General features: G+C 68.3%; 17 protein-coding genes. 8 read left to right on the forward strand and 9 right to left on the reverse strand.

The features are described from left to right. Complete coding sequence (locus tag GGR12_RS00835; RefSeq protein WP_183201884.1) at positions 1 to 3,285, forward strand: amidohydrolase family protein; 3,285 nt, start codon at positions 1 to 3, stop codon at positions 3,283 to 3,285. Positions 3,286 to 3,363: 78 nt separating this feature from the next. Here GGR12_RS00835 and GGR12_RS00840 read toward each other — a convergent pair whose 3' ends face one another. From GGR12_RS00840 to GGR12_RS00850, 3 genes are all read right to left on the reverse strand, one after another. Then, the gene (locus GGR12_RS00840) at positions 3,364 to 4,740 is read right to left on the reverse strand and encodes a phage terminase large subunit family protein (RefSeq protein WP_246328700.1); all 1,377 of its coding nucleotides are present in this window, start codon (positions 4,738 to 4,740) and stop codon (positions 3,364 to 3,366) included. 203 nt (positions 4,741 to 4,943) lie between these two features. Further along, positions 4,944 to 5,414 (reverse strand): hypothetical protein, encoded by a 471-nt coding sequence (locus GGR12_RS00845; protein WP_183201886.1) that lies wholly within the window; start codon positions 5,412 to 5,414, stop codon positions 4,944 to 4,946. A 337-nt stretch (positions 5,415 to 5,751) separates the two neighbouring features. Continuing rightward, a complete protein-coding gene (locus GGR12_RS00850) occupies positions 5,752 to 6,435 on the reverse strand; it encodes a hypothetical protein (protein ID WP_183201888.1) in 684 nt (227 codons plus the stop codon). Between the two features lie 203 nt (positions 6,436 to 6,638). Here GGR12_RS00850 and GGR12_RS00855 point away from each other — a divergent pair, with 203 nt between their 5' ends. Both GGR12_RS00855 and GGR12_RS00860 read left to right on the forward strand, forming a co-directional pair. Further along, positions 6,639 to 7,049 (forward strand): hypothetical protein, encoded by a 411-nt coding sequence (locus tag GGR12_RS00855; RefSeq protein WP_221212175.1) that lies wholly within the window; start codon positions 6,639 to 6,641, stop codon positions 7,047 to 7,049. A gap of 37 nt (positions 7,050 to 7,086) precedes the next feature. Beyond that, on the forward strand, positions 7,087 to 7,629 hold the full coding sequence (locus GGR12_RS00860; RefSeq protein WP_183201890.1) for a hypothetical protein: 543 nt from the start codon (positions 7,087 to 7,089) through the stop codon (positions 7,627 to 7,629). Positions 7,630 to 7,645: 16 nt separating this feature from the next. Here GGR12_RS00860 and GGR12_RS00865 read toward each other — a convergent pair whose 3' ends face one another. After that, positions 7,646 to 8,173, reverse strand: a complete 528-nt coding sequence (locus GGR12_RS00865; protein WP_183201891.1) for a hypothetical protein — start codon at positions 8,171 to 8,173, stop codon at positions 7,646 to 7,648. A 131-nt stretch (positions 8,174 to 8,304) separates the two neighbouring features. Between GGR12_RS00865 and GGR12_RS00870 the strand changes: the two genes are divergently transcribed. Together GGR12_RS00870 and GGR12_RS00875 are read left to right on the forward strand one after the other, a co-directional pair. After that, on the forward strand, positions 8,305 to 9,249 hold the full coding sequence (locus GGR12_RS00870; RefSeq protein ID WP_183201892.1) for a toll/interleukin-1 receptor domain-containing protein: 945 nt from the start codon (positions 8,305 to 8,307) through the stop codon (positions 9,247 to 9,249). A 335-nt stretch (positions 9,250 to 9,584) separates the two neighbouring features. Next, a complete protein-coding gene (locus GGR12_RS00875; RefSeq protein ID WP_183201894.1) occupies positions 9,585 to 9,935 on the forward strand; it encodes a hypothetical protein in 351 nt (116 codons plus the stop codon). A gap of 151 nt (positions 9,936 to 10,086) precedes the next feature. Here the strand turns inward: GGR12_RS00875 and groL are convergent, their stop codons facing one another. The 3 genes from groL to GGR12_RS00890 form a co-directional block, all read right to left on the reverse strand. After that, positions 10,087 to 11,739: a chaperonin GroEL gene (groL, locus tag GGR12_RS00880; protein ID WP_183201896.1), complete on the reverse strand. Its 1,653-nt coding sequence runs from the start codon at positions 11,737 to 11,739 to the stop codon at positions 10,087 to 10,089. 54 nt (positions 11,740 to 11,793) lie between these two features. Next, on the reverse strand, positions 11,794 to 12,081 hold the full coding sequence (gene groES / locus GGR12_RS00885; protein WP_183201898.1) for a co-chaperone GroES: 288 nt from the start codon (positions 12,079 to 12,081) through the stop codon (positions 11,794 to 11,796). 144 nt (positions 12,082 to 12,225) lie between these two features. Next, entirely contained in the window at positions 12,226 to 13,674 is a 1,449-nt protein-coding gene (locus GGR12_RS00890; protein WP_183201900.1) for a tetratricopeptide repeat protein, read from the reverse strand. A gap of 158 nt (positions 13,675 to 13,832) precedes the next feature. Between GGR12_RS00890 and GGR12_RS00895 the strand changes: the two genes are divergently transcribed. After that, on the forward strand, positions 13,833 to 14,333 hold the full coding sequence (locus tag GGR12_RS00895; protein ID WP_183201902.1) for a hypothetical protein: 501 nt from the start codon (positions 13,833 to 13,835) through the stop codon (positions 14,331 to 14,333). Positions 14,334 to 14,424: 91 nt separating this feature from the next. Here the strand turns inward: GGR12_RS00895 and GGR12_RS00900 are convergent, their stop codons facing one another. Beyond that, entirely contained in the window at positions 14,425 to 14,823 is a 399-nt protein-coding gene (locus tag GGR12_RS00900) for a DNA breaking-rejoining protein (protein WP_183201904.1), read from the reverse strand. Positions 14,824 to 15,236: 413 nt separating this feature from the next. Continuing rightward, positions 15,237 to 16,862 (reverse strand): glucose-6-phosphate isomerase, encoded by a 1,626-nt coding sequence (gene pgi, locus GGR12_RS00905; protein ID WP_183201906.1) that lies wholly within the window; start codon positions 16,860 to 16,862, stop codon positions 15,237 to 15,239. Positions 16,863 to 16,965: 103 nt separating this feature from the next. On the opposite strand from pgi, the gene GGR12_RS00910 reads away from it, so the two are divergent. Beyond that, positions 16,966 to 17,442, forward strand: a complete 477-nt coding sequence (locus tag GGR12_RS00910; RefSeq protein WP_183201908.1) for a hypothetical protein — start codon at positions 16,966 to 16,968, stop codon at positions 17,440 to 17,442. A gap of 116 nt (positions 17,443 to 17,558) precedes the next feature. Continuing rightward, positions 17,559 to 19,733: a protein-disulfide reductase DsbD family protein gene (locus GGR12_RS00915; protein WP_183201910.1), complete on the forward strand. Its 2,175-nt coding sequence runs from the start codon at positions 17,559 to 17,561 to the stop codon at positions 19,731 to 19,733. Positions 19,734 to 19,735 lie beyond the last annotated feature (2 nt).

Consider the following 19,735-nt stretch of genomic DNA (forward strand, 5'->3'; position numbering starts at 1 on the left):
ATGAAGCGTGTTCTGCTGGCTACGGCCGCCTGCCTGACGTTCGCCGGGTCCTCCTGGGCCCAGACGCCCGAACCGGCCCCGACCGCAGCCCCCGCGGCTCCCGCCGCAGCAGAGACGCCCAAATGGGACGTCCAGAACCCGCCCGGGCCGTCGCGCGACGTCTCCATCAACGTCACCCGCGGCACCTGGATGTCGCTGGACGTCAGCCCTGACGGCCAGACCATCGTCTTCGACCTGCTGGGCGACATCTACGTCATGCCGATCGCCGGGGGCGAAGCCCGCGCCATCGCCAGCGGCGTGGCCTGGGACATGCAGCCGAAATGGTCGCCGGACGGCCGCCACATCGCCTTCACCTCTGACCGCGGCGGCGGCGACAACATCTGGGTCATGGACGCCGACGGCTCCAACCCGACCCAGGTCTCCAAGGAGACCTTCCGCCTGCTGAACCAGCCGGAATGGACCCCGGACGGCGAGTTCATCATCGCCCGCAAGCATTTCACCTCGGGCCGCTCGCTCGGGGCCGGCGAGCTCTGGATGTACCACCGCGCGGGCGGCGGCGGCGTGCAGATGACCGAGCGCCGCACGCAGCAGAAGGACACGGGCGAACCCGCCGTCTCGCCCGACGGCCGCTACGTCTACTTCAGCGATGACGCCACGCCGGGCGGCGTCTTCGAATACTCGAAGGACCCCAACACCGAGATCTACGTCATCCGCCGTCTCGACCGCGAGACCGGCCAGATCGAGCCCTACATCACCGGCCCCGGCGGTTCGATCCGCCCGACGCCCTCGCCCGACGGCCGCTCGCTCGCCTTCATCCGCCGGGTTCGCTACCAGTCCGTCCTCTACGTCATGGACATCGAGTCCGGGCGCGAGACGCCGGTCTTCTCCAGCCTCGACCGCGACATGCAGGAGACCTGGGCGATTCACGGCCTCTATCCGTCGATCAGCTGGACGCCCGACAACCGCTCCATCGTCTTCTGGGCCGACGGCCGCATCCAGCGCGTCGACGTCGGCTCCCAGGCCGTGGCCGACATCCCCTTCCACGTCGCCGACACCCGCCGGGTGCAGGAGACCGTCCGCTTCCCGGTCGAGGTCGCGCCTAACCATTTCGACGTGAAGATGATCCGCTGGGCCCGCCCCTCGCCGGACGGCTCGCGTGTGGTGTTCGAGGCCCTCGGCAATCTCTGGATCCGCGATCTGCCGACGGGCACAGCCCGCCGCCTGACGCGCCAGAGCGACCATTTCGAGCTCTATCCGAACTGGTCCCGCGACGGCCGGTCCATCGTCTACACCACCTGGGACGACCAGGACTTCGGCACGGTTCGCGTGGTCTCCGCCAACGGCGGCGAGGGCCGCGTGGTCACGCCCAACCCGGGCCACTACGTCGAGCCGACCTTCTCTCCCGACGGCCGCACCATCGTCTATCGCACGGTCGCCGACGGCTATTTGACCTCGGCCCTGTGGAGCCGCGATCCGGGCGTCTACCGCATCCCCACCGCCGGCGGCGCCCCCGTCCACATCACCGATGACGGCCAGGCCCCGCAGTTCGGCGCCGACGGCGACCGCCTGTTCCTCTCGGGCCGCGACGGCGACAAGCGCACCCTCGTCTCGGTCGACCTCAACGGCCAGGACAAACGGACCCACCTGACCTCGGAATGGGCCAGCGAGTTCGCCGTCTCGCCCGACGGCCGCTGGCTGGGCTGGACCGAGCGCTTCAACGCCTATGTCGCGCCCTTCGCCGTCACCGGACGCCCGATCACGGTCGGCGCCGACGGCAAATCCCTGCCCCAGGCCCGCGTCACCCGCGACGCCGGCGAGTGGCTCAGCTGGTCGGGCGACTCGCACCGCCTGCAGTGGTCGCTGGGCCCCGAGCTGTTCAGCCGCGACCTCAACCAGGCCTTCACCTTCGTCGACGGCGCTCCCGCCGAACTGCCCAGGCCGGACGAGCGCGGCATCAACCTCGGCTTCAGCGTCGCCGCCGACAAGCCCGAGGGCCGCATTGCCCTGACCGGCGCCCGCCTGATCACCATGAACGGCGAGCAGGTCATCGAGAACGGCGTCATCATCATCGACGGCAACCGCATCGAGGCCATCGGCCCCGCCGCCTCCACGCCCGTCCCCGCCGGCGTCCCGGTCATGGACATGAGCGGCAAGACCATCATGCCCGGCCTGGTCGACGCCCACTGGCACGGCTCCATGGGCTCGGACGAGATCATTCCGGAGCAAAGCTGGGTCGACTACGCCGCCCTGGCCTTCGGCGTCACCACGCTGCACGACCCGTCCAACGACACCAGCGAGATCTTCGCCCACAGCGAGCTGGCCCGCGCCGGCCGCGTCGTCGGCCCGCGCATCTTCTCGACCGGCACGGTCCTGTACGGCGCCGCCACCCCGACCACGGCCCAGATCGACAACCTCGCCGACGCCCGCTCGACGCTGCGCCGCATGCAGGCCGCCGGCGCCTGGAGCGTCAAGAGCTACAACCAGCCCCGCCGCGACCAGCGCCAGCAGATCATCGCCGCCGCCCGCGAGCTGGACATGATGGTCGTCCCCGAGGGCGGCTCCCTGTTCCACCAGGACATGTCGATGATCGTCGACGGCCACACCACGATCGAGCATTCGATCCCGCTGGACCGTCTCTACGACGACGTCCACCAGCTCTGGAGCCAGACCGGCACCGCCTACAACCCGACCCTGATCGTCGCCTTCGGCGGCGCCTTCGGGGAGAACTACTGGTACCAGGAGAGCAACGTCTGGGATCACCCGATCCTGACGCAGTACGTGCCGCGCCGCATCCTCGACGCCCGCGCCCGCCGCCCGGTCACCGCCCCGGACAACGAGTGGAACCACATCGCCATCGCCCGCGAGGCGCATCGCCTCAACGAGCACGGCGTCAGCGTCTCCATCGGCGCCCACGGCCAGCGCGAGGGCCTCGGCGCCCACTGGGAGCTGTGGGGCCTGGCCCAGGGCGGCATGACCCCGCTCGAGGCCATCCGCGCCGGCACCCTCAACGGCGCCCGCGCGCTGGGCATGGACCGCGACATCGGTTCGCTGGAGGTCGGCAAGCTGGCCGACATGGTGGTGATGGACGCCAACCCGCTGGAGAACATCCGCAACACGACCTCCATCGCCTACACCATCGCCAACGGCCGCGTGTACGACAGCCACATGGACGAGGTCGCCCCCCGCCGGCGCCCCCGCCAGCCCTTCTGGTTCACCCAGTCCGGCGGAGAAACCTGGGCCGCCGGCGTCACCGCCACGGAGACCCACGGGCACGGACACGACTAGTTCTCCTCCCCCTTCTGGGGGAGGGGGACCATCCGGAGCCTTGGCGAAGGATGGTGGAGGGGGAGCCCCACGCTCCCCCTACAGCACCCACACCCCCGGCCGCCGCCTCGGCCGCATCAGCTCGGTGATCGCCCAGACCAGCGCATCCGCCCGGTCCGGGCTGCCCCCGCCCGCGCCCTCGCTTCCCAGCCCCATCAGCTCCTCCTCCAGCGCCTCCAGCCCCGGCCCCGGACCTGGCAGGTGCGCCACCCGCCCCTGTTCGTAGAGCGCCGCCACCGGCTCGGCCCGCGCCGCCTTGCCCAGGCTCGCATGCACCCGCCGCACCGGAACCGTCAGGCCGCAGGCCTTCAGCACCGCCTCGCACATCGCCCCGCCCTGGTTGGCCTCCACCACCACCTTCGCCGCCTTGTGCGCCTCCGCCGTCCGCCTCACCCGATCCGCCCAGCCCTCGGGCGACAGCCCCGCCGCCGTCCGGTCCTCCAGCACCACGAACCGGTCCCCCAGCCGTCCCGCCGCCACGATCCCGCACGCATCCCTCGGCCGCCCCGACAGCGTCCCCGCCGGCGGATCGACAGCCACGACCACGCGCTCGCACGGCCCGACGTAACTTTCCCCCCACGCCCGCGCCCTCTCGATATCCTCATGCCGGAACAGCGCCCCCTCCGCCTCCAGCAGCTTCCCCTCCAGCTCCTGCGCCGCCCGCCGCGTGCCGCCGTACAGATCCTCCATCGCCGCCAGAAACCCCGGCGCCAGGTTGGCCGCATTGGCCCGCGTCCCCGCATCCGTCCGCACGCATCCGACCTCGCCCAGCACCCCGCGCATCAACCGCCCCGGCTTGGGCGTAGATGTGAGAACCAGTTGTGGGGCGCTACCGCTCGCGACGCGGTCGCTCGCTGCTTGAGCGCCAGGATGCGGCGAAGCCCAGGCCGCGTCGGGTCGGGAGGTCCCCGAAGGGGCCGACGGTCCGCGGCCCACCAAGGAATCGCTCGCCCGCACCGGCCATTCCAGCCTCAACCCAAGTCTCAACATCGCGAGCACTTCTTCCCCCCGCCCCCACGCACACACCTCATCCCCCCAGGCGGCGTGAAACTGCGGGCCCCTCAGCCGCTCGGGCTCCTCGGCCGAGAACAACAGCCCCAGCGCCCCGCCCGGAAACCGCACCCGCCTCAGCGACGGCTCGAACACCGCGCCCGAGCGGAACGGCAGGTTCAGCACGCCCGACGGCCCCTCGACCATCACCGCCCGCGCGTCGTGCAGCGTCGGCGCCACCAGCGCGATCCGCCCCCCGGCGCCCAGCGCGCAGGCCGTCGCCCACACCCACTCCGCCCCGGCCCGCGTCTTCCCCGCCCCGCGCCCGCCCAGAAACACCCAGGTCCGCCAGTCGCCCGCCGGCGCCCTCTGCCCCTCATGGCTCGCCGCCGCCCACGCCGCCGCCCCCAGCACCTCGGCCGACAAAAGCTCAGAAGCCCTCCCCCTCGACGGGGGAGGGTTGGGTGGGGGTGTTCCCGCCGCCCTTTCCGCCTCGGTCGCGAAGACGCCGGCGTCTTCCAGCCCGACCGTCCCCGCCGCGTCGCCACCCCCATCCCCGACCCTTCCCCCGTCGAGGGGGTGGAGGAGAGGCGCATCGCGACGCGACGACGAAGCCGCTTTGCACCCGCTCATTCCGCGCACGCCTCCCCCCGCAGAAAGTCCAGCGCCGCCAGCCGCCCCCGCTCCGTCCCGTCCGCACCCCCGCCATCCCCGGCCGCCCCCAGAGACGGCCCGCGCGCCAGCCGCTCCAGCGTCCCCGCCAGCCGCGCATAGGTGTAGGACCGCGCCGGCTGCCCGTCCCTCAGCATCCGGATCGCCGTCTCCGCCGCCGCCCGCGCCGCATCCCCCAGCGAGGCCCCGGCCGCCAGCATCCGCACCGGCGCATCCGCCGGCGGCAGACCGTCGGCGCGCGCCTCCAGCCCCGCCTCGCGCGCCGCCGCGTCGGCCTCAAGTTCGGTCAACGGCGGCGCCAGCGGCTGCGCATCCTTGCGCAGCCAGCCGTGCACGCGGGCGCGCGCATAGATCGTCCGCTCGGTCCCGCCGTACTCTTTCGCCAGCGCCTTGGCGGTCGCCCCGGCCCGATACAGCCGCTCGATCAAGGCCCAGTCATCGGCGCTCCGCCGGCAATAGGGCTGTCTGTGAAGTCGTGTGTCCTGTGTCATCCCGCCATTATCGGGGAGGCCCCAACACAGGCGCGTCGAATGGGATTGCTGCGGATCAGAGCGTTGAAACGGCGCGACTTTGTTCGTTAAAGTCGGCTGGTCGTCGGCGAATAGCCGCAGCGCCTCCGGTGGAAATCCAGACGGGCGCGCCCCGCGCGTCCGTCACGCCCAGCCCCGCCCGCCCGACCCGGCACGGGTCAAGGACAGGCCGTCCCGGCCTGCCGCACGAGCGGCGCGAAGCGTCCTTGAGGCGGGTTGGGGCGGGTGGTCCGTTCTACTTGCCCGCCGCTTCCCCTGCCGCCTTTGAGCTTTCCGGAGGATCGATCAGTTTCCCAACGGTCGCCCCGGCCGTGAACGCCCCGCCCATCAGAACCGTGAGGGCCCCCAGAATGGCCCACAGCTGCGCGGGACCCAGGGCACCGGCCAACGCACCGATAGTCATCTTCGACGGATCGCTGGCTGGCTCGGGACGGCTCGGAGGTGCGGCAACCCGCTGTCGCCAGCTGTCCAGCAGCCCCGTGAACGTGACGCTGTTCAAGGCTGCCGGGTCTATCGGAAGCTCATGGACGAACCAGTCATTGCCCTTCTCGAGCAGTCCGTCACAGCGGAGGCTCTGATCGACCAGAACCAAAAGAGGCAGGCCCCGGCTATAGGCCATGGCCGCCTCGATCTGGTTCCACGGGGTGGCTAGGCCGACTCCCGCCAGCGACTTCGACCTCGCTCCACCTCGCCGCTCGACGCCGTCCTGCACCCAGTAGCGCTCGACCGCGATCACCACGACTCCCGAGCAGCGGTCCATCAGATCCGTGACCGCCCGAAGCGGCGCGTCGGCGCTGAAAGTGTTCCTGCCGATCGTGCAGGGCGAACAGCCGACCGCCTTTAGCCGGGCCTCGACTGCGCTGACGAACGCTTCCTGCTCCGGGCTCAGGCCCGTGCCCACGCTGACGAAAACGTCCATGCTCCTCCCCGCGGTTGTTCATGGATCGCAACTATTAGAGCGTTCGGCAATCCGGAACCGCCACTGCCAGACCACTCATGACGGGCGCGCCCCGCGCGTCCGTCACGCGCAGCCCCGCCCATGACGCCTTTCCTCCCCCTCATGGGGGAGGGGAACCGCGAAGCGGTGGAGGGGGAATCCCCGCGTCTCGAACGAAGTCCTGCTTGAACTCCAACCTCGCCCGAGCCAGTCTGGCCTTGGGGGAACACATGGAAATCTTTCTAATCGCGGTAGTTATCGGACTTCTGCCGGCGGCGATTGCGTCGGGCAAAGGTCACAACTTCGTTCTGTGGTGGCTCTTCGGCGCGGCACTGTTCATCGTCGCGCTGCCCTGCGCCCTGATCCTGAAAGACCCGAAAAAGCAGGCCGCCGAAGCCGCCAGGGACGCCGCCCTTGCGGCGCTCGTCGCGAACACCTCCGCAGCGACCCGCCAGGCCCCGGCATCGTCGGAGACCGCGACCGTAGATGCCGATCCCGTCAAAAAGTGCCCGTGGTGCGCTGAAACGATCAAGGCGGAGGCGAAGATTTGCCGCTTCTGTGATCGCGAAGTCGAGACATTGGCACACGCTGATTAGTCCTCACTCACGACACCCCTCCCCTGACCGACGACCGTTGATCATGCGCGCAATCTTTCTTGTCTCAACCATCGCCCTCACAGTGGCGGGCTGCGATGACTCGGCAAAGACGTTCGGCCGTAGCTATGACGAATGCATCTTGAAGAACGCTCGTGATGGCGGTGATCAGGCCAGCCGAAACATGGCCGCGGACGTTTGCATTCGACGTTTCCAGGAAGCGGTGCCTTTGTCGGAACGAGGCAAGACCATCGCAGTCAACCGCATCGCTAACTACGGGGTACAAGACTACGTCAGCGGCGGGATCGAAGATGCAATCGCTATTGAGGTTGCCAACAGCTTCTCAGACAAAATGCTGACCGAAGTAGAAGTCGCTGCAGACTTTTCAGACAAGCCGGCCGGCCCCGACGGGAAATTCCCGGCGGACGCCAAGATCACGACGTTGACGTGGACGTTCAACACGAACCTCTCGCCGAACGCACAGACGACCCTGCGCGGGACGTTCCAGGATGGCCAAGCGCCAACCCGTCATTGGCAATCTGACGCCTATGCAATGAAATGGGTTCCGCTTGGACCCCGGTGACGGTGTCGACTAGATCTCAATCAGCTTGGCGAGCAATCGAAGCGACAAACGTCTCATTGCCACTCAACTCGATCCGAATCTGCCAGTCGTCGAACCACACCTCCGGCGAGACCTGCGCTGAGGCCGCTAGTGGCTGCCATGTGCGTGGATCAATGAGATACGGGTATGACATTGTGTGAAAGTTGGGATCGGGCCGTATCGACGCTAGGACCAAACCCTCACTGCTGAGCGCGACAAAGCCGTTCGCCGCCCTCGAGCTATTGATCGCGACCGTCGAGGTTGACGGGTTCAAATACAACCGGGCGACATGCTGGAAGCCGAAAACCGGTCGGTCGCCACGCGTTGTGACTATTGTACCGGCCTTGGAGCGACCTCCATGCCAATCGGTCAGGGCGAAGATATCCCCTTCATCTCCCACGCGGATGCCTAGCTGCAACGGCTCTTCACCGTACCAAGCGTAGGGCGTGAAGATGAGCGTGCCTGCAGGAAAATCTCCGGCTTTTGCTGCGGAGAGCAGATCAGCGGGAAGATGCGTCAATTCCATCGGGGCCTCCTGGAGCTACGCTCGCACGCGTCAGTTGCTGGATGCATCGTCACGCGACGTGAACATTTTAGCAACCCACTATTGCGACTCGACCGTTCGTCAACCAAAGTGCGCGATGAAAGGAGCCCGAATTGAAAGCTTTCATCTCCTATTCGCATGCCGACGAACGGTATCTGGAGCGCCTCCACAAGCATCTCGCGATGCTGCAGCGAGAGGGTCAGATAGCGACCTGGTATGATCGCGACATCTTGGCAGGTTCGGTTTTGGATGGAACGATCAGCAATGAGCTGGATGCGAGCGATCTATTTTTGGCGATCGTCAGCCCAGACTACTTGGCGTCAGGCTACTGTTACGAGAAGGAGTTCGAGCGGGCACTCGAACTGCAGCAGGCGGGCAAGATGCGCATCGTACCCATCATCGCCGAGCCATCCGATTGGCTTTCATCCCCGCTTCGTCAATTCATGGCCTTGCCCAAAGACGGCAAACCGATCTCAGAATGGACTAACGCAAACAACGCCTTCCTCGACGTGATCACCGGCCTTCGCAAGCTGACTGATGTGCACTCACAAGGTCAGCTTACGCCGTCGTTGATTGCGACAGGGACCACTGACAACTTCGCTCCTCGCCGCGTGAAGGTGAAGAGGGACTTCGACGCGATTGAGCGTGCTGAGTTTGCCGACAAAACCTTCGAAGTGATCAAAGATTACTTTGCATCCTCCTGCGAGGAATTAGCTCGTGCCTCAGAGGACCTCAGAACGAGGCACGAGATGATGAGTCCGACAGCCTTTACCTGCACAATCGTGAATCGAGCCAAAGTCGGAAACCAACAAGCTTCGATCACTGTGCATAACAACAAGCGACGCGGGTTTGGCGATATCAGCTACGTGTTTGAAGCCCACGCGGCGTCGAACACGTCACATGGCTCCATTCGTGTGGATGCAGACGAGTTCAATCTGTTCCTAATCGTGGATGGTGTCTGGTCAGGAACCCAAGACTCTACGCGCTATTCATCAGAACGCGCAGCCGAATGGTTGTGGAACGTCTTCGTCGAACGGGCGGGTATTCAGTATGAGTAAGCTGAACAGATACCGCTGCCAGAACTGTGGTCACCGGTTCGAAATCGAAGTTCTGACCGCTGAAGAAGCACGAAGAGCACGGGAAGAGGGCCGCCCCACCTACGCCATTCACTGTCCGACCTGCAATCGAACCGCGATAAGGCGTGGATGGGAATAGCTCAGCTCATGCTCAAGGCAGATGATTGATGGTTCAGGTCGTTACATTCGGAATACAGAGCGCGCGCCCAAAGAGAGATCAACCTCCTGAGCCGGGCACGCTAGTGGTTGGGCAAATGGATGGATCGCCTTGGGTAGGGCTCGTCTGCCAGGATGAGAGGGGTGGCGACACCTACTACTTGATCCTGACGGGCCCGGAACGTCTACAGCTTCGCGGTATCTACAACGTTGATTATCCCGCAGATGTACCTGGCCGGCTTGTGATCGAGCCCCTGCCTGGCGATCAGGCCTTCCAACTGCCCCTCGCGGCAGCCGATGCCTCCATCGCACTACTGATGACATCCGAGGGCCAGCCTCATCTGCGCGTAGGAATTGAGCTGTCTCCCGGTCGGAAGCAGTACATCAATATCGATATCGCAAGCGGCCAAGAAGCGCCGGGTGTTCGCAGCCGCATCCTCCTAAATCGCTTCCGGTTCTTGATCGAACAGGAGGGACGAAAAGATCCTTTGGAGTTGGTTCGGTTTGAGTAGGGAAGGCCTTCCAATTCACTCACCATCTACGCGCAAAAAGGGCGGGCCCGTCACCGGGCCCGCCCTCTTCATTTCAGCACAGCTCTGAGCTGACCGGACCCAGACCACCGCCGGGGCGTCCCGAGGCGGGCTCGCGCCCGCCTCGATCCGCTTAGAAGTCCATGTCGCCCATGCCGCCCATGCCGCCCATGCCGCCGCCGGCGGGGCCGCCGGCCGAGGCCTTCTTCGGCGCGTCGGCGACAGCCGCTTCCGTCGTGATCAGGATTCCGGCCACGGAGGCGGCGTCCTGCAGGGCGGTGCGGACGACCTTGGCGGGGTCGATGACGCCCATCTTGACCAGGTCGCCGTACTCTTCCGTCTGGGCGTTGAAGCCGAAGGTGCGGCTGTCGTTCTCCAGCACCTTGCCGACCACGATCGAGCCTTCGACCCCGGCGTTTTCCGAGATCTGACGGATCGGGGCCTGGATGGCGCGGCGGATGATGGCGATGCCGGCGGTCTGGTCGGCGTTGTCGCCTTTCAGGCCTTCAAGCGCCCTGGTGGCCTTCAGCAGGGCGATGCCGCCGCCCGGGACGATGCCTTCCTCGACGGCCGCGCGGGTCGCGTTGAGGGCGTCGTCGACGCGGTCCTTCTTTTCCTTCACCTCGACTTCGGTCGAGCCGCCGACGCGGATGACCGCGACGCCGCCGGCCAGCTTGGCCAGACGTTCCTGCAGCTTCTCCTTGTCGTAGTCCGAGGTCGTGGCCTCGATCTGGGCCTTGATCTGGCCGATGCGGGCCTCGATCGCGTCCTTCTCACCGACGCCGTCGACGATGGTGGTGTCGTCCTTGGTGATGGTGACCTTCTTGGCCTTGCCGAGCATGTCGAGGGTGACGTTCTCGAGCTTGATGCCGAGGTCTTCCGAGATGACCTGGCCGCCGGTCAGGACGGCGATGTCCTCCAGCATGGCCTTGCGGCGGTCGCCGAAGCCCGGAGCCTTGACGGCGGCGACGCGCAGGCCGCCGCGCAGCTTGTTGACGACCAGCGTGGCCAGGGCCTCGCCCTCGATGTCCTCGGCGATGATGACCAGCGGGCGGCCCGACTGGACCACGGCTTCCAGGATCGGGAGCATCGACTGCAGCGACGACAGCTTCTTCTCGTGGAGCATGATGAGCGGCTCCTCGAGTTGAACCTCCATCTTGTCGGCGTTGGTGATGAAGTAGGGCGACAGGTAGCCGCGGTCGAACTGCATGCCTTCGACGACGTCCAGCTCGGTTTCGGCCGTCTTGGCCTCTTCAACCGTGATGACGCCCTCGTTGCCGACCTTCTCCATGGCGCGGGCGATCATTTCGCCCACTTCCAGGTCGCCGTTGGCCGAGATGGTGCCGACCTGGGCGATTTCCGAGTTGGCGCTGACCTTGCGGCTGGAGTCCTTGATGTCGGCGAGGACGACGGCGACGGCCTTGTCGATGCCGCGCTTCAGATCCATCGGGTTCATGCCGGCGGCCACGGCCTTGAGGCCTTCCTGGACGATCGACTGGGCCAGGACGGTGGCGGTGGTGGTGCCGTCGCCCGCCTTGTCGTTCGTCTTCGAAGCGACTTCGCGGATCATCTGGGCGCCCATGTTCTCGAAGGCGTCTTCCAGCTCGATTTCCTTGGCGACCGAAACGCCGTCCTTGGTCGAGCGCGGGGCGCCGAAGGACTTCTGGATCACGACGTTGCGGCCCTTGGGACCGAGGGTCACCTTCACGGCATTGGCGAGAACGTTGACGCCGCGCAGCATTTTCTCGCGCGCGTCAGTGGAGAACATCACTTGTTTGGCGGCCATCTGGCTGCTCCTTGGTTCTGATTATCTTGGGAAAAAGTCGTGGACAGCCGGTGCTCAGGAAAGCACGCCCAGCACGTCCGACTCTTTCATGATGATGAGGTCGTCCCCATCGATCTTCACTTCCGTGCCCGACCACTTGCCGAACAGGATGCGGTCGCCGGCCTTGAGCTCCAGCGCGTTGACCTTGCCGGATTCGTCACGGACGCCGGGGCCGACCGAGACGACTTCGCCTTCCTGCGGCTTTTCCTTGGCCGAGTCGGGGATGATGATCCCGCCCTTGGTCTTCGATTCTTCTTCCACGCGCTTCACGAGCACGCGGTCGCCGAGCGGACGAAACGCCATCTGATGTATCTCCCTTGAGAAAAGTCTGTGCGGCGCTCGGCGGGACTGGCCATTTTGGCAGCCGACAGACCCGAGTGCTAACGCGAGCGGCAGTTAGGCGCCCCGGTCGGGAGCGTCAAGGCGAGCGGCCCTGATTTCGCGGATTCAGCCGGCGGCGGCCAGAGTCCAGGCGGCCTCGACCTGACGGCCGAACAGGGGGCGCGCGCCCTTCACCCGCGTGCGCCAGTCCCGCCCGCGCGCCTGCTCGCCCAACAGATCGTCCAGCCCGCCGCGCACGAGCATCAGCGCCTCGCCGGAGCGGTCGTGACGGACCAGGAAGCCGGCGAAGCGCTCGGTCCCCGCCAGCGCGTCCGAATGCCCCGGCGGCAGACGCGCGTCAGCGATGGCCTGGCTGCGACGATACAGCGCCTCGGCCTCTTCCTGTCGGCCCAGCTTGTCCAGCACCGCGGCATAGCCCTCGATCGCGTCCAGCAGGTCGGGACTGTCCGGGCCGACCCCGGCCTCGAACGTCGCCAGCCCGAGACGGAACGGCTCCTCCGCCTCCGCCCAGCGGCCCTGGTCGGACAGGGCGTAGCCGAGGTTGGCTTGCGTCACGCCGGTGAAGGGATGGTCCGGCCCGACGATCTCGAGCGCCAGCGCCAGCGCCCGGCGGAAGGGCCCCTCGGCCCGCTCGCCCTGGCCGGTCACGTGCAGGAACCAGCCGAGGTTGGTCAGGCACTGGGCCAGCAGCACCCGGTATTCCGACTGCTCCGCGATCGACACGGCGCGCACGTACAGCGGTTCCGCCTGATGCGCCCGGCCGGAGCGCCGCAGCGAGTTGCCCAGGTTGGACAGCACGATCGCCACGTGCGGGTCGTTGGGCCCGTACAGCACCTCGTACATGCCCAGCACCTGCCGGTAGAGCGGGTCGGCCTCGGCGTGCCGGCCCTGGGCGGTCAGGGTGTTGGCCACCAGGTTCAGGCTGTCGGCGGTCTTTTCGTGCACCGCGCCGAGAAGTTCGCGACGCAAGGCGAGGCTTTCGCGCGCAGCGGCCTCGGCCTCCTCGTTGCGGCCCAGCAGGTCGAAGGCGCGGCCGCGGTCATAGATCAGCGTGGCGCGCTCGACCGGGTCCGGCGTCGCCGCACCCTCCAGAAGCGCCTGCGCCCGTTCCAGGTCCGCCAGCGCGCCGGGATAGTCGCCGGTCTCCATCTTCAGCCGGGCCTGCGCCCCCAACGGCCGGGCGACGGCGGGCGCGTCCTTGCCCAACCGCGTTTCGACCACCTCGACCCCGGCGATCAGGGCTGCGCCGGCGCCCGCCGCGTCCCCGGCGTCGTAGCGTTCGGTCGCCAGCGCGACCAGGGCGGCCGCGGCGGCCTCCGGGTCCTGTTCGCGCGCAAGAATCTCGGTGACCTGGTCCGCAGGCGTGGGGGCCGAGATGCGGACGTCCGAGGCCGGAGGCGGCGGTGGCGGGGGAGGCGGAGGCGGAGGCGGCGGTGGCGGGGGCGCCGGGGCGACCACCGGAGGCGGCTCCTGCGGCGTCGTCTGGGCCGTGGCGCACGAGGCGACCGTCACCGCCGTCAGCCCGATCAGTCCACCCGTCAGCAGCCTGCGCACATCCGCCTCCCGTCCGTTCCCGGCATGGGGCCGCATTCCGGCAAGCTTGGCAAGGTGAACCGCCCATGAACACCCGCCTCCCGACCCGTTCAGCCGCGCGCGCCCATAAGGGTCCTCACAACGGCGCACGCAGCGTCGAAAGAGGAAAGGAACCGACCATGAAGACCCTTTCGAAGATCGCCATCGCCACCCCCGCCGTGGTCGGCGCCATGGCCCTGGGCCTGATGACCGCCACGCCGGCGGCCGCCCAGGACAATGACCGCACGAAAGACGCCCTGATCGGCGCCGCCGTCGGCGCCCTCGCCGGCGCGGTCATGGGCAACGGCGACGGAACCTATATCGCCGGCGGCGCCCTGGCCGGCGCGGCGGTCGGCGCGGCCGCAAGCGACGGCGGCGACGACTGCGGCTACTACCGCGGCGGTCGCTGTTACCGGAACCAGGGCCACTGGGAACGCGAGCACGGCATCAACAGCCGCGATTACAACAGCGGCTACCGCTACGACGACCGCTACGGCCGTCAGGACCGCTACGTCGAGGGCCGCACCTATCAGGGCCGCGGCTACTACCGGGACGGCCGCTTCTGGCGAAACCACGGCGAGTGGCGCAGCAGCCAGAACCGCCGCGGCGATCGGGACTACCGGTACGACCGTCGCTGGTAGACAGCTTCCCTTTCATCCGGTCGCGCAAGTACTGACCGGGTGCGTGGGCGAGGAGGGCGGGCGTCGGAAACGACGTCCGCCTTTTCTCATGTCAGCGGACGTCGACCGTCAGGGTGTAGTTGGCGCTCTCGCCGCGACGGGCCGCGTTCCGCATCAGATAGACCTGCACCACATAGTCGCCGCTCGACGGCAGCTGCGCTTCAAAATGCTGGCCGTCGCTGCTGCCGGTGAACAGCGCGGCGTCCGCGCCCGGCGCGGTGACGTTGAAGTAGTTCGAGGCGTTGCTGGAGCGCATGTGCACGCTCATCGTCTGGCCGGCCCGCGCGCCTACCAGATGGTTGACGGTGTCATAGCCCTGGATGTCCCCGGTCACCGTCGCCGAGCTGGCCCCCCGCGCGAATTGTATCCGCTCGTTCCTCACGGCGTCCTGCGCCAGCGCCGGAGCGGCAAGGGCGGCGATCGCCGCCAGCAACATCAGAGGCCTGACCATGTGGGTCTCCCGAAAGCCGTTGTGACAGGCCCCGTCCGACGATCCGAAGGTATCATCACGCAAGCGAGCCGCCGCGATCACATATCCGTGGCGTGCAGTGGACCGTCTCGACAGGATTTCCGGTTGCGCCACATAGTCGCCGGGCGGTGCGTCATGGGGGGCGGGCCGGAGCGTCTCGATGGACGGCTGGTTCGTCACGAAGGACACGAAGTCTCATAAAGGGCGCCAAGCCACTGAGCCTGGCGCGGCTTTCTTGGTGCCCTTCGTGCTCCTTGGTGCGCTTTGTGATGAACCTTCGCTTGAGGTCGCTTCGCGGAAGACGGAAGCCGATGCGCTGCACGGCGACGCAGGCAGTCGACCCTCATCAGACCCTTGGGCCACCTTCTCCCACCGGGAAAAGGATCAGCACTGCCCTACACCATCAGCCGCTTCATCAGCTCGGCGGTGGAGGGATCGAGGCTCGGCGACGGCTCGCCGGCCTCGACGTCCTTCAGGATCGCCTTCGCCAGCACCTTGCCCAGTTCGACGCCCCACTGGTCGAAGCTGTTGATGTCCCAAATGACGCCCTCGACGAAGGTCTTGTGCTCATACAGGGCGATCAGCGCGCCGACCGCCTCCGGCGTCAGGGCGTCCATCAGGATGGTGGTCGAGGGGCGGTTGCCCGGGAAGGTCTTGTGCGGCGCCAGCCGCTCGGCCTCAGCCTTGTCGGCCCCCGCCGCGATCAGTTCAGCCTTCGCCTCGGCCTCGGTCTTGCCGACCATCAGGGCCTGGGCCTGGGCCAGGGCGTTGGACCACAGCGGCGCGTCGCCCTCGCGGGCGTCCATCGCCCCTTCCGAGGTGTGGCCGACCACCACGAACTCCGCCGGGACCACCTTCGGCCCCTGATGAATCTGCTGGAAGAAAGCGTGCTGGCCGTTGGTGCCGGGCTCACCGAACACCACCGGACCCGTCGCCGTATCGACGCCCGAGCCGTCGCGTTTCACCCGCTTGCCGTTCGACTCCATCTCCAGCTGCTGCAGGAAGGCCGGCAGACGGCGCAGGCCGTGGGCGTAGGGCGCGACCGTGCGCGCGTGGCGGTCCAGGCCCTCGACGTTGAACACCTGCGCCAGCGCCAGCAGCACCGGCGCGTTGCGCTCCAGGTCCGCCGTCAGGAAATGCTCGTCCATCGCCTGGGCGCCGTTCAGCACCCGCTCGAACACGTCCCAGCCCAGCGCCACGGCGACCGACAGGCTGACCGCCGACCACAGCGAATAACGGCCGCCGACCCAGTCGCGGAAGCCGAAGGTCTTGCCGCAGCCCCAGGCCTCGGCCTTTTCCGGCGCGGCGGTGACGCCGATCAGGTGCCGGGCCATCCGGCGCGGCGACAGACTCTCGGCCAGCCACGCCTTGGCCAGGTCGGCGTTGGCCAGGGTCTCCTGGGTGGTGAAGGTCTTCGACACGACGACCACCAGGGTAGTTTCCGGATCCAGCCCGGACAGGGCCTCGGCCATGTCGCGCGGATCGATGTTGGCGACGAAGCGCAGATCGATGGTCGGCTCCAGCGGCCGCAGCGCGTCCCACAGCAGGCGCGGGCCCAGGTCCGAGCCGCCGATGCCGATGTGCACGATGGCCGTGAACGGCTGTTTGGTCCCGCCCGTCTCGGCGCCCGAGCCGATGTCGACCGCGAACCGGGCCATGGCGTTGCGGGTCTCGTTGACCTCTTTCGACACCGGCTCGCCCAGAGCGCTGAAATCGGCGTCGGCGGCGGCGCGCAGCGCCGGGTGCAGCACCGCGCGGCCCTGGGTGTTGTTGACCGCCTCGCCGCCGAACAGGGCGTTCCGGCGTCCCTCGACATCGCAGGTCCGGGCCAGATCGAGGGCGGCCTCGAAGCCTTCGGCGCTCCACGACTGCTTGGACAGGTCGACATAGAGACCCGCGGCCTCGACACCCATGCGCTCCGTCCGACGCGGATCGGTCGCGAACTGGTGGACGATGCGGGACCCGGCGTCCTTCTTCGCAACGGCGCGGAACATGGCCAGGGCCTGGGAGCGGGCGGTCATTCGGCGGTCTCGATCGGGGAAGGGGGTAAACCCTCGTTTACGGGTCGGGCGTAAGCCGGTTCAACGCCGAATCCACGATTCGGACCAACAAAAGAGGTTCGCCATGTCCTGCGGCGTCGCCCTGGCCGTCTCTCTCCTGCTCTCCGACCCGGGCGTGGCCCTCGCCGCGGCCCAGCCGCCGGCGGCCGCCGACGCGCCGGTTTCGGTCGCGGGCGAGCCCCTGTTCGCCGATATCATCACGCGTTCGGGCGATCTGCGCGGCGTCGTCCGGGGCTGGATGGCCAGCGGCGCGGCGGACCAGCCCGGCTTCATGACGGCCGACGCCTTCACCGGCTTCAAGACACGCGCCGCCGAACTGGCCGCGCTCGACATGCAGGGTCACCTGATCCTCAAGGAGCGCGGCACGGACGGCGACCTGAAATGCATCCTGCGCGGCATTTCGGAAGACATGCCGAAGAAGGTCGAGGCTGTCGAAGCCGCCGCCAGCCCCGCCGAGCGCCGCGTCGCCCTGGACGAACTGGCCTACCTCCTGAACGACAACGTCGAGGTCATCACCGCTCCGCCGCAGCCGCCGGTGTAGGTCCCCCTCCCAACGGGAGAGGGATTCGCAGCGTGAGACGACGCGCCGCTGTCCGCGCCAGTGACGGCGGGGGCCATGACCGGCTAGGGTCGGGACGTCCCTGTTCGCGAGGCCCGATGCGTCGGCTGTTCCGTCTTCTGATCCTGCTCGGCCTGATGCTGGTCCCGGTCGCGACCTGGGCGCAGGCGGCCCCGTCCGCCGGCCCGCAGCGCACCGAACGGATCGAGGCCGAGCTGGTGGCGATGAGCCGCTGGGCCGCGCCGGGTTCGACCGCGGTGGTGGCGATCCGTCAGAATATCGAACCGGGCTGGCACACCTACTGGCGCAATCCGGGCGATTCCGGCGGTCCGACCACCCTGGTCTGGACCCTGCCGCAGGGCGTGTCGGCCGGCGACATCGTCTGGCCCCTGCCGGACCGGCAACGGCTGCAGCAGCTGGTCAACTACGGCTACGAGGGCGTGGTCTATCTGCCCGTGCCGATCGAGGTCCCCGCCGACGCGCGGCCCGGAACCGTCCTGCCCCTGTTGGTGAAGGCGCAGTTCCTGGTCTGCAGCGCCGAGATGTGCGTGCCCGACGACCTGACACTGACCCTCGACCTGCCTGTGCGCGAGGGCGCCGCGCCGCTGGACCCCGCTCATGGCGCGGCCATCGCGCGAGTGCTGGAACAGGCCCCGCGTCCGGCCGGGATCACGGCGCACGTCTCGCTGGAGAACGGGGTGCTGACCCTGACGGCGACCGGCGGTCCGCTGGCCGGCCGCGATCCGGGTCCGAGCTATTTCTTCCCGTTCGAGAGCGGGGTGATCGACCACGCCGCCGCCCAGACCGGGTCCTGGGGCCCGCAAGGGCTGACCCTGGCCCTTGCCGCCGGCGGCAAGATGAACACCAACGGCCTGTCGGGTCCGATCGGAGGCGTTCTCGTCACCGAGAACGGCGCCTGGGAGATCCGCGCCGAACCGGGAGCGGCCCTGCCGGGCGCGACGGGGTCCGGCGACGTCACGACCCGACCCGAGCACACGGCGCCCGTAGCGACTGAACCGGCCGGTTGGAGCGCCTTCGCCAAGGCGGCGCTGTTCGCCCTGCTGGGCGGGCTGATCCTGAACCTGATGCCTTGCGTCTTCCCCATCCTGGCGATGAAGGCCGCGGCCCTGACGGCTTCGGCCCACAATCCCCGCCATGCAGGACGGGACGGCCTGGCCTTTCTCGCGGGCGTGCTGACCACCTTCCTGATCCTGGCCGGCGTCCTGCTGGGCCTGCGCGCGGCGGGCGAGGCGGTCGGCTGGGGCTTCCAGCTGCAATCGCCGCCGGTGATCGCCGGCCTGGCGCTGCTGATGCTGGCCGTGGCGCTGAACCTGTCGGGCGTCTTCCACGTCGGCGGCGGGCTGCAGGCCGCCGGTTCCGGACCGCTGGCCCGCCTGCCGGGCGGCGTCGGGGCCTTCTTCACCGGCGCGCTGGCGGTCGTGGTGGCCGCGCCCTGCACCGCGCCCTTCATGGCCTTCGCCCTGGGCGCGGCCCTGGTCATGCCGTGGCCGATGGCGCTGGTCGTGTTCCTGATGCTGGGGCTGGGCCTCGCCCTGCCGTTCGTCCTCGTCAGCCTGTCGCCGGCCCTGCTGGCGAAGCTGCCGCGCCCCGGCGCCTGGATGGAGCGGCTGAAGGGTCTGCTGGCCTTCCCGATGTACGGGACCGCCCTGTGGCTGGGCTGGGTGTTCAGCCGCCAGGCCGGCGCCGACGCCCTGGGCCTGCTGTTCGCGGCCGGACTGCTGCTGGCGCTCGGCCTGTGGCTGGTCGGCACGGGGCAGACGGAGCGCGGCCTCGGCCGTCGCGGCGTGGTTCATCTGACGGCCGGCGCGGTCGTCCTGGTGCTGGCGGGCGCCGGCGTCTTCATGGCCGCCCAGGCGCCGGATTCACCGGCGACAGGCGTGCCGACCCGCGCCGAAGGATCCGGCCCGCCGTCCGCGCCGTGGTCGCAGGCGGCCATCGACACGGCCCTGGCCGAGGGACGTCCGGTGCTGGTCAACTTCACCGCCGACTGGTGCGTGACCTGCAAGATCAACGAGCAGACCTCCCTGACCTCGCCCGAGGTCGCGCGCGAGATGGAGCGGACCAACGCCGTCTATCTGGTCGCCGACTGGACCCGCCGCGACGACGCCATCACCGCCGAATTGCAGCGCCGCGGCCGGTCGGGCGTTCCGCTGTATCTGCTCTATCTTCCCGGACAGGCGGAGCCGCGGGTTCTGCCGCAGCTGCTGACCGCGGGCGTCATCGTCGACGCCCTCAAGGACGCCCGTCCCTGACG

The organism is Brevundimonas lenta (genome assembly GCF_014196335.1).
Classification (GTDB): domain Bacteria; phylum Pseudomonadota; class Alphaproteobacteria; order Caulobacterales; family Caulobacteraceae; genus Brevundimonas; species Brevundimonas lenta.

What these genes read in the sequence shown, in the direction of transcription:
- GGR12_RS00835 (WP_183201884.1), top strand. Translation starts at nt 1, where the DNA reads ATGAAGCGTGTTCTGCTGGCTACGGCCGCCTGCCTGACGTTCGCCGGG.
- GGR12_RS00850 (WP_183201888.1), bottom strand. Translation starts at nt 6,435, where the DNA reads ATGGACGTTTTCGTCAGCGTGGGCACGGGCCTGAGCCCGGAGCAGGAA.
- GGR12_RS00865 (WP_183201891.1), bottom strand. Translation starts at nt 8,173, where the DNA reads ATGGAATTGACGCATCTTCCCGCTGATCTGCTCTCCGCAGCAAAAGCC.
- groL (WP_183201896.1), bottom strand. Translation starts at nt 11,739, where the DNA reads ATGGCCGCCAAACAAGTGATGTTCTCCACTGACGCGCGCGAGAAAATG.
- groES (WP_183201898.1), bottom strand. Translation starts at nt 12,081, where the DNA reads ATGGCGTTTCGTCCGCTCGGCGACCGCGTGCTCGTGAAGCGCGTGGAA.
- GGR12_RS00895 (WP_183201902.1), top strand. Translation starts at nt 13,833, where the DNA reads ATGAAGACCCTTTCGAAGATCGCCATCGCCACCCCCGCCGTGGTCGGC.
- GGR12_RS00900 (WP_183201904.1), bottom strand. Translation starts at nt 14,823, where the DNA reads ATGGTCAGGCCTCTGATGTTGCTGGCGGCGATCGCCGCCCTTGCCGCT.
- pgi (WP_183201906.1), bottom strand. Translation starts at nt 16,862, where the DNA reads ATGACCGCCCGCTCCCAGGCCCTGGCCATGTTCCGCGCCGTTGCGAAG.
- GGR12_RS00910 (WP_183201908.1), top strand. Translation starts at nt 16,966, where the DNA reads ATGTCCTGCGGCGTCGCCCTGGCCGTCTCTCTCCTGCTCTCCGACCCG.
- GGR12_RS00915 (WP_183201910.1), top strand. Translation starts at nt 17,559, where the DNA reads ATGCGTCGGCTGTTCCGTCTTCTGATCCTGCTCGGCCTGATGCTGGTC.